We start from the raw sequence: 11,904 nt of genomic DNA on the forward strand, positions 1-11,904 counted from the left end.
ATGCAACTTAACTCAGACAATATCAATAAAATAGTCCAAAATAAGCCTAGTATAAAAGTTTATACTAAACCAACTTCTACCTCTAAAATTATTCATTTTGGTGTAGGAGGGTTTCATAGAGCTCATCAAGTTATATACACGGGTGATGCTATGGAAAAATCCAATGATAATAGCTGGGGTCTAACAGGAGTTGGAATTCTTGAAATAGATAAAACAATGGCTAATTGTCTAAAAGAACAAGATTACAATTATACCCTAATGCTTAAACCAAATGCTGGTGAGAACTCTGCTAGTATAGTTAGGAGTATTGGTGACTACGTATATGCTTATAATGACTACGACCAACTAATTAAAAAAGCTTTAAATCCAGATTTAGCGATAGTTTCTATGACTGTTACCGAAGGTGGCTATAATATTGACCCTAACACAACAAAATTTGACTGGAATAGTGAACTAATTAATTATGATCTTAAAAATCATACTTCTCCAAAAACAATATTCGGCTATCTAGCATTGATTCTTAAATACAGAAAAGCCAATAATCTTAATGGTGTAACATTACTAAGCTGTGACAATGTACAACATAATGGTAAAGTATTAGAATATACCTTTCTCGAGTTCCTATCAAAACTTGACCCAAATCTAGAAGATTGGACTAAAAGAAATTGCAGTTTCCCAAACTCTATGGTTGATCGCATAACCCCAAAAACCACTGATCAAGACAAAAAAATGCTTCTAAATCAGTTTGGTATCGAAGATAAATGGCCTGTAGTTTGTGAGCCATTTACTCAATGGGTTATAGAAGATAACTTTGTAGCAGGTAGGCCAAAATGGGAACTTGCTGGCGCTCAGTTTGTCAAAGATGTATCTCCGTATGAGAAAATGAAACTTAGACTTCTTAACTCATCTCACCAAGCTTTAGCATATTTAGGATACTTACATGGATATCGTTATGTTCATGAGTCAGCTCAAGATGAAACTATTCAAAAATTTCTTTTGAAATACATAAAGCATGAAGTTGAAGCAACTCTTGACCCTGTTCCTGGCATAAACTTAAATGAATACCAGCATAGCCTAATAGAGAGATTCGCTAATCCAAATATTGCAGATACTCTTCAAAGAATATGTGAATTTACAAGCGATAGAATCCCTGTTTTTAATCTTCCAGCAATTAATGAACAAATTAATAAAGGCAAAGATCTAAAACTATCTGCATTGATTATAGCATCTTGGAGAGCATATCTAGATGGAGTAGATGAAAGTGGCAAAAAAATAGAAATCGTTGATAATAAAAAGCAAATGCTTCTTGATTTTATTACTGGAAATAGCGACCCTGTTGCATTTATAAAAATCAAAGATATATTCCATAGTTTAAGTAATGACATCACATTTGTTCAGCTTTATAAACAAGCATATATAAATATAAAAAAATATGGAGCTATAAAAGCGACTTCACTATTTCTATAACAACTTATCTTATCAATTTTTATAACCAAGGAGAAAAGATGAATCTAGCAATAGGAGCGATTCTAGGTTTTATCTCTGTAGCTTTTGGAGCATATGCAGAGCATGGACTCAAAACTCAAATTTCAGCAGAGCATTTTGATTTTATTATGACCGCTTTACGCTACAATCAGATATATGCTATTGTGATTAGTGGTATTGGTATAGCTCTTTTGAGTAGCAAGCAACTTGGTCAAAGCGTATTACTTAAGTTAAGTAGTTTTTTATTTATCATAGGAACACTACTTTTTAGCTTTAGTATTTATATTTCTATAGTGTTTAATCTTCCTAGCATTCTAAAGCTTGCTCCCATTGGCGGCACTACTTTAATGATTGCTTGGGTTGTATTAGTGATATCTGCTATTTATATTAAAAAAAGCTCGATAAACTTAGCATAATACATAAAATCACCAGAAATATTACAAATAAAGGAAAAATGAATCTTAACCAACTTAAATAATTAACTCGAGCAGTAGCTAAATATGCTAAAAGCATCCCCGATGTAGGAGTAATCATATTTGATAATCCATTGCCAAATAAAAATGCTGAAACAGTACTTTGAGCAGTCACATGTAATTGATGCCCAACAGGAACTAATATCGGTAATGTCACAGCTGCTTGGCCTGATGTTGAAGGGATTAGAACATCCAAAATCATTTGAATAAACATCATAATATTAGTAGAAATAATTCCATCACCAAACTGTAATAGACTACTTAGATCATAAATTATCGTGTCTAATATCATAGATTTCTTTAGTAAGATATCAACAGCTCCAGCCATTCCAATTAAAACTGCTGCTAAAACCATTCTGCGCATTCCTGATATAAATGCTTCAGCTGCAACACTTGGATTTAGACGAGCAACTATTGAGATTAATAAAGAAAATATAATATAGAAAGTACTTAATTGGTTAGTATTCCATGCCCAATGATGCTGAGCATAAATTAAGAAAACTATAGCTATAACTATTAAAATTAATAGTGCAAAACTTGTCTTATCAAGCTTTTCTGTTTTATGATGATCTATTACTACTGGTATAACAGCCTGTTTCTTAATATAAAAAAACATATATGTACAACCTGCAATCAATAATAATATATATGCACAAAAACGAAATGGTATACCGCTTAATACTGGAATACCTGCTATTGGCTGGGCAACAGATAAGGCAAATGGATTAGTTACAGATGCTATATAACCTAGCTTAGCTGAAATGGCAACTACAGCAAGACCTACTAAATTAGATAGCCCAAAGCGCGACATTAAAGCTACTATAATAGGAATAATAATTAGATATTCTGATATCAACCCAACAAATGTACTTCCTAAGCTTAGAATAACCATCAAAGTGAAAGTAAGCAAATATAAATTTGCCTTAGTCAAGACTAATAAACGATCTATACCTTTTTCTATTAATCCAGTTTCTTGTAATACTCCAAACATTCCACCAATAATCAACACCATCATTATTAAAGTAGAATAATTTTTGAACCCATCAGGTATCGCAAGAAATATATCTAAAATCCCTAAACCTGAAGAGGTTTGCTTTGAGTGAACTAAAAATAAATTTGTTAAGCTAAAGTGAGCATTTTTAATTGCAGTATAACTATTTGGTATAACATTTTTACCACTATAAGAAAAAGTACCCGATGGAATTAAATAACTTAAAACCAAGCATAGAAAAAGAACTATTAGCATCAACAGTACAGGATGCAATAGCTTCTTAGATTTATTATTTTTACTATCCATGACTTTTCCTAATTATTGGCTAATTTAGATTTAACATAATTAGAAAGCTTTTGGCTTAAAATACCAAGATTAGTTTGCAAGTTAATAAAACCTTCTTTTTTCACATAACGAGTTTCGTCCAAATATAGAGCTCTATTAATTTCTATTTGCACGCTATGAATATTCATACTAGGGTCGCTACAACTACGAACAATATCTCCTCCTTTATAAGGGTGATTATAGCTAATGCTATAACCTTGCGATTCTAATGTCTCAATACATAGTTTTACAAACTCTTTTTCGCTTGTTGTTCCTTCGGCATCACTTATTACAAAATCAGGTCTAGGTGCTCCAGCATCAATATTCATCTTATTACCTTTTGATTTCATCGAATGACAGTCAACATGATATGCTCGCCCAAACTTGTTTTTTTTCTCTTGAAGTAACTCAGCTAACTTATTGCGATAAGGAAGATAATACTTATCTATTCTTTCAACAACTTCTTCAACAGATAGCTTACTTGCATACATCGGCTGATTTGGTAATGCATATCTACGGATAAGTCCCATTCCTCTTTTTGAATAGTCAGTAGTATGGATTTCTCTAGTCCACTCACCCTCAATTAAATCTAAATCGATATCAGTAACAGCCCTATTTGGATCAATAAATGCTCTTGGAAAAGATGCTGATAGTATAGTTGCACCATACTTTAGTGACTCCTGCCAAAGTTGATCAACATACCAGTCACAGCCACTCTTTAATGCCTCAAGACTCGCACATGTTTTAAACTCTAAAGGAAAAATAAAACCGCTATGTGGTGAATCAAATAATAAAGGAATACCTTCAGAAAAAGGTTTATGAATAGTATATGACATAAATTTTATTTGTATAACTTTTTATCCACATTGTACTTTTAATCTAGGTATATTAAAAGAAAGTATACAACACTTACTCGTTATTTAACTTATGGCATTACCTAGTTTCAATAAGATATATTAAAAATATATGGCGGAGAGGAAGAGATTCGAACTCTCGATAGCTGTTAAGCTATACACGCTTTCCAGGCGTGCGCCTTCAACCACTCGGCCACCTCTCCAAAGAAATATAAAGTATACAGTAAAAGCTTATATTTTCAACTTTTTAGATAACCATAATAACGCCTGAAACAAACATCAAAATTACAAATAAAGATTTAAGTAATCTAGGGGATATAACACCCAGATAATTTACAGCTATAATGCTTCCCAATAAGGCAAATGGTATTGAAGATAAAAGCAAAGGTATACTTAAATATCCAAGTGTTGATGGAACATTTACAGACACTCCACAAGTAAGCATAAGTGTACCAATACCTGCTGTAATAAATACACATACGCTAGTAATTGCTATAGCTTTTTTAATATCAGTCCCAATCTTAACAAAAAACATTGTTGCAAATGTTGTCGAACTTGCCAATACACTTAAAACTCCACAAAGACCAAATATACTATATCTAGAAGCTCTTGGGAGCTTTATAACTTTATTATCATTATGTGATATCATCCAAATACCACTACCAAATAGTAAGAATGCAAATATTATCTTTAGCAAGTCAGTATTTATATATTTAGCTATTAACCCTCCTAAAATAGATCCTATAGCTAAATATAATAAATAATACCTAAGCTCCCCTAAATGAATGTTACCTCTCCTATAATGCTTATATGTAGCCATTAAGCTAAGAAAAACCGACATCCCGAAACAAGTTGCAAGAGCTATTTGCATTGCATACGATGGCCCATAAATATGGACAATAATATAGTAAAATGCTGGGACAGCTATTAATCCAGCACCACCACCTAATAAAGTTGAGATAAAGCTAGCCACAAAGCCAACAATAGCTCCTAAAATAATCACTAACATTTTTTGTTCCTTTTAGAATTAATTATTTAAGATAGTTATAAACAGTAGCTCTACTAACACCTAATGCTCTAGCTATGTATTGACTTGCGTTTTTACCATCTAATGCACCTTGGTTTTTGAGCTCCAAGATTAAGTCTTTTTTCTGAGAACGAGTCATATTATCTATTGATAAACTTTTTTCAATACAATACTTCTGCACAAATTTATTTATTTTCTCATACAGTGTATCTTTAAATAGGCTCTGCTTTTGCTCAGACATTTTATCGTCGTTATTCTTTAAAAATGCATTTATTAATCCTTGATACTTATCAAAGATAGAAATATCTAAATTTACACAAAGTGTCCCAATAACATTGCCTTTATCATTCTCAATTACAGTTATAATACTTTTGATTTTACGACCATCATAATTAAGCTTTTCATAAGGTCCTATTACTTTAGGAAGCTCATCGTAAACATCTAATCCAATATGATCCATATATGAAGAATCTCCCACTTCCCTTTTAGATATAGGGTTAAAAATAGCTTTTATCTGCTTTTTTTTAAGATCATGAATAACTACTTCAGCAAATGGATATAGCAACTTACTTATAGCTTCAGCTATATTAGAATATTCTTCAAATTTAGATTTCATGAAAGTCTTATTTAGATATTTTTAGATATTATATTCTAAATTAGAATAATTTGTCAATAGGTGTTAAGGGAAATTTACTTTGCTTTAATATTTCGACGAATATTTACAATATTAACAATAATTGGACCAATGATATTTTGCCAAATAGCATAAAATGTTGCAGCAATAGCTGCCTGATTTCCAAAAAATACCAAAGCTATCACAATTCCTAAACCAACGTCTAATATACTAAATTCAAAAAGTAAAGCTAATCTACTATCAATATCCAAGCCTAAAAACTTTCCTATTAAGTATCCTAAGATATTAGCGAATATACTAAGAACTATGACACTTATAATGATATCTATAGGTATAAGCATCATAGTGTGCTTATTTAGTGCTGTTACTATCATTACTATTAATATAATTAAAAGAATTGGAATATTGGATATTTTGTTTAAGACAGACTCATTTAATCTACTAAACTTACTAATTAAAATTCCTAATGCTATTGGAACAATAACTATTATAGCCATAGTTTCAAACATACCAAGCCAATCTAATTTAATACTCTTTGAAAAAAAGATATAAATAATTAATGGCATAAATATTGGGGCTAGTAATGTTGTTAAAAACGTCAAACTAACAGTTAACGAAATATTTGCTCTAGCTAATAGAGCCATCACTCCAGAAGCTGTACCACCAGGACAAGCTCCAACAATTACCAGACCTACCAACGCCGGTAGATTTAATCCCAATAGTTTACCTACTATAAAAGCAACTATAGGTGTAATTATTAATTTTAGCAGTAATATGACGGCTAATTTGTATTTAAGCTTAGCTACTTTGACAAAATCTTTCGTTTGTAAATGTAGTCCTATAACCAGCATAATAGCAGCTAATAAATAGGTAATATAAGGCTTTAATGGTGTAAATATAGAAGGTATTGAGATTGCTAAAACAACTCCTAATATCACTACAATTGCAAAATACTTTTGGATAAAACTCATTTTTATATTTAATAAATAAATTCTTTTAAACTATTTAAGCATAGATTTATATCTTTTATAACATTTAAAATTAAAAACAAGCTTGGAAAACCATAGCAGCTTGATATAATGAAATTGTTAGACTATTAACTCATATGACAAATAACAACCTCGTGAGGTGAAATTATGATGAAGAAAAAAACAATAATAATAGCAACGCTGTTAGCAGCTTCTATGTCGATTACATCATGTACAACTGCAGCTGTTGCTGTAACAGGTTTAGTTTTAGCCAGTGTCGCAGTAGGTGCTTTAGCATATAAATGGATGGAAGATCCTGACGCATATAATGCTTATGCCAAGAATAGAGAAACCGTATTTGCTGCTGCTACAGAAGTATTAAAAGAAAGTAAATATGTTACAAAAGAACAAACTGTTGATGAGAAGAAATCTGAGATCAAAGCGGTATCGCCAACAGGCGACACTATTGATATAGTAGTCCAATCTGCTAAAAACAATCCTAACCAATCTGCTCTTTATATTAAAGATGATAGTAAAACGAATGCCACAATCGTACTTAATCAAATTAATCAGAAACTTGCAGATTCAAAATAATATCTATAAATAACTTCTATCTAATAATTACACGATCTACCCAGCATTGCTTTAATATACTTATTCCTAACAAATGCTTCTAAAAATTTAACTATGGAATAATCTCTTTACCATCCCATGCAAAACATTTACCACTATCTTGTAGTTTCAAACCATATAATACTTCAATTAACTTACAAGCTGAATACTCTGGAGTGAAAAGTTTTCCTTGAGGCACTCTTGCTTGAAAAGGTTCTGATAAATGACTATCTACAGTCCCTGGATGTACCCCAACTATTACAGCGTTTGGATTTAAACGCTTAGTTTCAACACTTGCAGTTTTGATAAACATATTTAAAGCAGCCTTTGACGCTCTATATGCATACCAACCACCAAGCTTATTATCAGAGATACTACCAACACGTGCAGAAATCGCTGCAAATACAGACTTAGTATCTTTTGCTAATTTAGGTATAAAATGCTTTGCGACCAAAGCCGGAAATATTGTATTTGCTTTAAAAAGCTCAATAAATTTATCAGCTGATAATTCTTTTAGTGCTTTCTCTGGTTTTATTTCAGAGGTATGTAGTATACCAGTAGCGACAAAAACTAAATTAACAGCTCCTGATTTTTCATAGACATATTTTGCAGCTTCCTTAATTGTTGACTCATCATCATAGTTAATATATTGATAAACTACACCTTCTACACAATTGTTTACTTTAGAACGTGAAAAAGCATATATATTAGCATCTGGATATAAATATATTAACCTCTTGATTATGGCATGGCCTATAGAACCAGAAGCTCCTATAACAACTAAATTACTACTCACAGTACTTTCTCAAAATAAAAGGTTAATACTCCAAGTATACAAATAAGATTATGATTTTTTTATACGGATAAATAAATATTAAGAAAGTTTAATAAAAAGAATCTAGTCAGCTATTAGATCATATTCAGTAGATTCAGTAATCTCAACATTAGCAAACTCACCTACTTTCAAACCTCTTTCTACTGCATCACCAACAATAACTTGTCCATCTACTTCTGGAGCATCATATCTTGTGCGGCCAATTGCATAGTTTTCGTCAGGATTTATTGAATCAATTATAATCTGCTGCTCTGTACCAACAAAGCCTTCAAGCTTATCTGCACTTATTTGAGCCTGTAGCCCCATAAATTCATCTAGCCTTTGTTGCTTAACTTCTTCAGAAATCAGATTATCAAACTGGTTAGCCTTAGCTCCTTCAACTTCAGAGTATTTAAAACAACCAACTCTATCTAGTTGAGCTTTTTCAGCAAAATCTAATAAGTGTTCAAAGTCAGCTTCTGTTTCGCCTGGGAAGCCAACTATAAAAGTACTACGAATAGTTATATCTGGGCAAATATCACGCCATTTATTGATTCTATCAAGAGTCTTTTGCGTATGTGCTGGGCGCTTCATCCTTTTTAAAACCTCTGGTGACGAATGTTGCAAAGGTACATCTAAATAAGGAAGTATCTTTCCCTGAGCCATAAGTGGTACAACTTTATCAACATGAGGGTATGGATACACATAATGCATTCTTGTCCACATATCTAAATCGCCAAGAGCTGTAGCAAGATCTAAAATATTACTTTGATACTCTTTATCATTCCATATTCCGGGCTTATACTTAATATCAACACCATAAGCAGATGTATCTTGTGATATTACAAGTAGCTCTTTTACTCCAGCATTTTTAAGCTTTTCAGCTTCTTTCATGATATTGTCTATAGAACGACTTTTTAACTTACCACGAATATCTGGAATAATACAAAAAGTACAAGTATTGTTACATCCTTCTGATATTTTTAGATATGAATAATGTCTTGGAGTAAGCTTAATTCCTTGTGGTGGTACCAAAGATACAAAATCATTAGCAAATATAGGTGCATGTGTATGTACTGCTTCTATTAAGTTCCCATAATCCTGAGGACCAGTGATGCTTAGAACTCCTGGATGTTTTTCTTTAATTAAATCAGCTTTATTACCCAAACAGCCTGTTACTAAGACTTTACCATTCTCAGCAATTGCCTCACCAATAACCTCTAAAGACTCATCAATAGCAGAATTTAAAAATCCACATGTATTAACGATAACCATATCAGCATTATCATAACTATCAACTAAGTCATAACCTTCAGCTTTTAACTTTGTAATAATACGCTCAGAGTCAACAAGATTTTTAGGACAACCTAAACTAACAAAACCAATTTTAGGAATTTTAATCATAATAATTAAACTTAATAAAAAATTATGGACTATTGTAGATGAATTTAACTAAAAAAAATAGATAAAGATAGATTTAGATCTAGTAATTAGATTGAGCAGAAGAATCAGTTTGGTCACATTTAACACCAAAATCAAGCTCTGTTCTTCTATCTAAATAATATGCTTTTTCAGAGGCTTTATACATACAAGCATCATTTACACCATCAGTACAGAACTCATCATAGAACTTAGTTGGTTCTGCTGCAGGTTTTAATTTACCATAGCTAACCACGCATATTTGGTCTTTACTTACACCTTTATTTAGGAGGTAATTATAAACAGATTCTGCACGTTTTTGACCTAGGTTAAAGTTATATTTTTCACTTCCTCTTGGGTCAGTATTACCTGATAGCTTAATTGGTTGATTTGGATGAGCTATCAAGTAATCAGCTGTTTTATCTAAACAATCTTTAGCATCATCAGTGATATTATAGCTATCAAAACCAAAGTATACCGATCTACAGTTAATTCCCATAAGTTCTTTTTTCATTTGATCGACTTCATCAGAACTTAAGTTATCAGATCCATAAATTTGTGAAGACATTTGTAAAGCTTGTGAGCTATCAACTCCAGCATACTTATCTTTAATTAAGTCACTATTATCTGGTCTAGTACTAGAACAACTTGCTAACATAAGTACAGAACCTACTACCGCTATACTTAAAAGACTCTTTTTCATAGTTTACAACTCCTATTTAAATTTTATTACGCAACATTATCAAAACTTGTGGTTTCAAAATTACCACCATCATCAGCAAACCCAGTATATCCGCTTCCATCCTTTTGAGCTGATTTGAGTGTACTAAAAATATTAGCTCCTGATGTTTTATTTAATGCAGAGCCACTAAGATCAGCATCTGCATTTGCTTGTAAAGGAGGACCTTTATACCAAGCACACCCTGTCAGTAATGCTGCAATAATAACGAAGGTGTAAAATTTAGTAAAAATCCTCATGCATGCCCCTTAATAGTTTCTTGGTGACCAGCTTGGTGACTGAATTATAGTACCACCGTTACTTGCGGCCTCAACACTAAAGTGATTATCTCCATCTAATGATACCATATCTAAAGAACTATAGCCTTTCGAATTTGTAGAAATGTATGCAATCATATTTCCATATGGTGAGACAGTTGGTGAGCTATCAGACTTACCTTTTGTTAAAGTAGTTATATTGCCACTAGCTAAATTAAAATCTGCTATTTGAATACCACTTGAACGTGATCTTTGATACATAAACACTATATCTCTACCATTAGGTGTATAATTAGGTTCATATCCTTGGTATATTTTGGTGCTTAATCTTGAAGATTGTGGGTATTTAGAGTTTACTGGTGCTACATAAATATTAGGTCTGCCATTACCCCTATCAGATGTAAATACAATGCTTCTGCCATTTGGTGAAAACCTTGGAGCCGTATTTATACCATTGATAGTCAATCTTTTAAGCGCTTTTGTTGCCAGATTCATGATATATATATTTGTCTGATCTGAATTACCTTTAGATAAAGCTAAAGCAATACTTCTATCATTAGGAGAGAATGATGGTGAGCTATTTATACCTTTAAAGTTAGTTAAAGGAGTAACTTTCCCAGTAGCTATTTGCAAGTCATAAACTCCCATGCTACCACTACTATAGCTTGAGTAAACAATATCTTTACCATCAGCAGACCATGATGGTGTCGCAATTGGATTATCAGTTTGTCTAAGCACTGTATGTTTATTAAATCCATCATAGTCAGATATAACAAGCTCATAAACTCTACCATATCTAGCATATGGGTTACTTACTTTAACATAGGCAAGTTTCGTTAAGAAGAAGCCTTGCTCCCCAGTAAGTTTCTTATAAACATAGTTTGAAATCTTATGTGCTAACGTTCTCATAAGAGAAACATTAATATTTCTATATGTAACTGATTGGATATAACTTGTATCATTTCTCTTTAAAATCTGAACTTCTACAGTGTAGCTATTATAGGAGTTCTTAGTATATTTAGTTAAAACAACATAATCTCCTTTAATCTTCTTCCAAGGAATATCATGCTTTTGTTTTATCTCATACTTTATAGTATCTGAGCCTTGCAATTTAGCATTATGATTAAGGTCTGCAACAATCACAGAATTCACATTTTGAGAGAACTGGTCAACAACATCATTACTCATTACTGAAACTAAAGGTTTTTGTATAACTCCAGTTGTAACCTCTGCAACTAAATCTGCATATATATTAGATACTAAAAAAATTAATACTGAAAAGCTCAAAATGATTTTTTTCATTATTA

General features: G+C 31.9%; 13 protein-coding genes and 1 tRNA gene. 3 read left to right on the top strand and 11 right to left on the bottom strand.

All coding sequences use genetic code 11. The features are described from left to right. Entirely contained in the window at positions 1-1,467 is a 1,467-nt protein-coding gene (locus AB8E56_RS01495) for a mannitol dehydrogenase family protein (RefSeq protein WP_329477227.1), read from the top strand. Between the two features lie 38 nt (positions 1,468-1,505). Then, on the top strand, positions 1,506-1,901 hold the full coding sequence (locus AB8E56_RS01500; protein ID WP_329477229.1) for a DUF423 domain-containing protein: 396 nt from the start codon (positions 1,506-1,508) through the stop codon (positions 1,899-1,901). On the opposite strand, the gene AB8E56_RS01505 is transcribed toward AB8E56_RS01500, so the two are convergent. The 6 genes from AB8E56_RS01505 to AB8E56_RS01530 all read right to left on the bottom strand — a co-directional run bounded on the left by AB8E56_RS01505 (position 1,873) and on the right by AB8E56_RS01530 (position 6,759). Further along, the gene (locus AB8E56_RS01505) at positions 1,873-3,255 is read right to left on the bottom strand and encodes a hypothetical protein (RefSeq protein WP_329477231.1); all 1,383 of its coding nucleotides are present in this window, start codon (positions 3,253-3,255) and stop codon (positions 1,873-1,875) included. The two genes, AB8E56_RS01500 and AB8E56_RS01505, sit on opposite strands and share 29 nt — an antisense overlap. An 8-nt stretch (positions 3,256-3,263) precedes the next feature. Beyond that, the gene (locus AB8E56_RS01510) at positions 3,264-4,109 is read right to left on the bottom strand and encodes an N-formylglutamate amidohydrolase (protein ID WP_329477232.1); all 846 of its coding nucleotides are present in this window, start codon (positions 4,107-4,109) and stop codon (positions 3,264-3,266) included. Positions 4,110-4,240: 131 nt separating this feature from the next. Further along, positions 4,241-4,330, bottom strand: a tRNA-Ser gene (locus tag AB8E56_RS01515). A gap of 44 nt (positions 4,331-4,374) precedes the next feature. Continuing rightward, on the bottom strand, positions 4,375-5,136 hold the full coding sequence (locus tag AB8E56_RS01520; protein WP_329477234.1) for a sulfite exporter TauE/SafE family protein: 762 nt from the start codon (positions 5,134-5,136) through the stop codon (positions 4,375-4,377). Positions 5,137-5,158: 22 nt separating this feature from the next. Next, a complete protein-coding gene (locus AB8E56_RS01525) occupies positions 5,159-5,770 on the bottom strand; it encodes a PAS domain-containing protein (protein WP_329477236.1) in 612 nt (203 codons plus the stop codon). A 74-nt stretch (positions 5,771-5,844) separates the two neighbouring features. Next, positions 5,845-6,759 (bottom strand): bile acid:sodium symporter family protein, encoded by a 915-nt coding sequence (locus AB8E56_RS01530; protein ID WP_329477239.1) that lies wholly within the window; start codon positions 6,757-6,759, stop codon positions 5,845-5,847. A 165-nt stretch (positions 6,760-6,924) separates the two neighbouring features. On the opposite strand from AB8E56_RS01530, the gene AB8E56_RS01535 reads away from it, so the two are divergent. Continuing rightward, positions 6,925-7,350, top strand: a complete 426-nt coding sequence (locus AB8E56_RS01535; protein WP_329477241.1) for a DUF3568 family protein — start codon at positions 6,925-6,927, stop codon at positions 7,348-7,350. A 91-nt stretch (positions 7,351-7,441) separates the two neighbouring features. On the opposite strand, the gene AB8E56_RS01540 is transcribed toward AB8E56_RS01535, so the two are convergent. The 5 genes from AB8E56_RS01540 to AB8E56_RS01560 all read right to left on the bottom strand — a co-directional run bounded on the left by AB8E56_RS01540 (position 7,442) and on the right by AB8E56_RS01560 (position 11,899). Beyond that, positions 7,442-8,164 carry an SDR family NAD(P)-dependent oxidoreductase gene (locus tag AB8E56_RS01540; protein WP_329477243.1) on the bottom strand — a complete coding sequence of 241 codons (723 nt, stop codon included), beginning with the start codon at positions 8,162-8,164 and terminating at the stop codon, positions 7,442-7,444. Positions 8,165-8,266: 102 nt separating this feature from the next. Beyond that, positions 8,267-9,586, bottom strand: a complete 1,320-nt coding sequence (gene rimO, locus AB8E56_RS01545) for a 30S ribosomal protein S12 methylthiotransferase RimO (RefSeq protein ID WP_329477245.1) — start codon at positions 9,584-9,586, stop codon at positions 8,267-8,269. A gap of 79 nt (positions 9,587-9,665) precedes the next feature. After that, a complete protein-coding gene (locus AB8E56_RS01550) occupies positions 9,666-10,304 on the bottom strand; it encodes an OmpA family protein (RefSeq protein ID WP_329477247.1) in 639 nt (212 codons plus the stop codon). A gap of 26 nt (positions 10,305-10,330) precedes the next feature. Further along, the gene (locus AB8E56_RS01555; RefSeq protein WP_329477249.1) at positions 10,331-10,579 is read right to left on the bottom strand and encodes a hypothetical protein; all 249 of its coding nucleotides are present in this window, start codon (positions 10,577-10,579) and stop codon (positions 10,331-10,333) included. A gap of 9 nt (positions 10,580-10,588) precedes the next feature. Beyond that, the gene (locus tag AB8E56_RS01560; RefSeq protein ID WP_329477251.1) at positions 10,589-11,899 is read right to left on the bottom strand and encodes a translocation protein TolB; all 1,311 of its coding nucleotides are present in this window, start codon (positions 11,897-11,899) and stop codon (positions 10,589-10,591) included. Positions 11,900-11,904: the final 5 nt, after the last annotated feature.

Source organism: Francisella sp. 19X1-34 (assembly GCF_041102755.1).
In the GTDB taxonomy this organism is placed as follows: domain Bacteria; phylum Pseudomonadota; class Gammaproteobacteria; order Francisellales; family Francisellaceae; genus Francisella.

Bases quoted from the DNA above. Each gene is read 5' to 3' on its own strand.
- AB8E56_RS01495 (WP_329477227.1), top strand. From the start codon at position 1: ATGCAACTTAACTCAGACAATATCAATAAAATAGTCCAAAATAAGCCT.
- AB8E56_RS01500 (WP_329477229.1), top strand. From the start codon at position 1,506: ATGAATCTAGCAATAGGAGCGATTCTAGGTTTTATCTCTGTAGCTTTT.
- AB8E56_RS01505 (WP_329477231.1), bottom strand. From the start codon at position 3,255: ATGGATAGTAAAAATAATAAATCTAAGAAGCTATTGCATCCTGTACTG.
- AB8E56_RS01510 (WP_329477232.1), bottom strand. From the start codon at position 4,109: ATGTCATATACTATTCATAAACCTTTTTCTGAAGGTATTCCTTTATTA.
- AB8E56_RS01520 (WP_329477234.1), bottom strand. From the start codon at position 5,136: ATGTTAGTGATTATTTTAGGAGCTATTGTTGGCTTTGTGGCTAGCTTT.
- AB8E56_RS01525 (WP_329477236.1), bottom strand. From the start codon at position 5,770: ATGAAATCTAAATTTGAAGAATATTCTAATATAGCTGAAGCTATAAGT.
- AB8E56_RS01530 (WP_329477239.1), bottom strand. From the start codon at position 6,759: ATGAGTTTTATCCAAAAGTATTTTGCAATTGTAGTGATATTAGGAGTT.
- AB8E56_RS01535 (WP_329477241.1), top strand. From the start codon at position 6,925: ATGATGAAGAAAAAAACAATAATAATAGCAACGCTGTTAGCAGCTTCT.
- rimO (WP_329477245.1), bottom strand. From the start codon at position 9,586: ATGATTAAAATTCCTAAAATTGGTTTTGTTAGTTTAGGTTGTCCTAAA.
- AB8E56_RS01550 (WP_329477247.1), bottom strand. From the start codon at position 10,304: ATGAAAAAGAGTCTTTTAAGTATAGCGGTAGTAGGTTCTGTACTTATG.
- AB8E56_RS01555 (WP_329477249.1), bottom strand. From the start codon at position 10,579: ATGAGGATTTTTACTAAATTTTACACCTTCGTTATTATTGCAGCATTA.
- AB8E56_RS01560 (WP_329477251.1), bottom strand. From the start codon at position 11,899: ATGAAAAAAATCATTTTGAGCTTTTCAGTATTAATTTTTTTAGTATCT.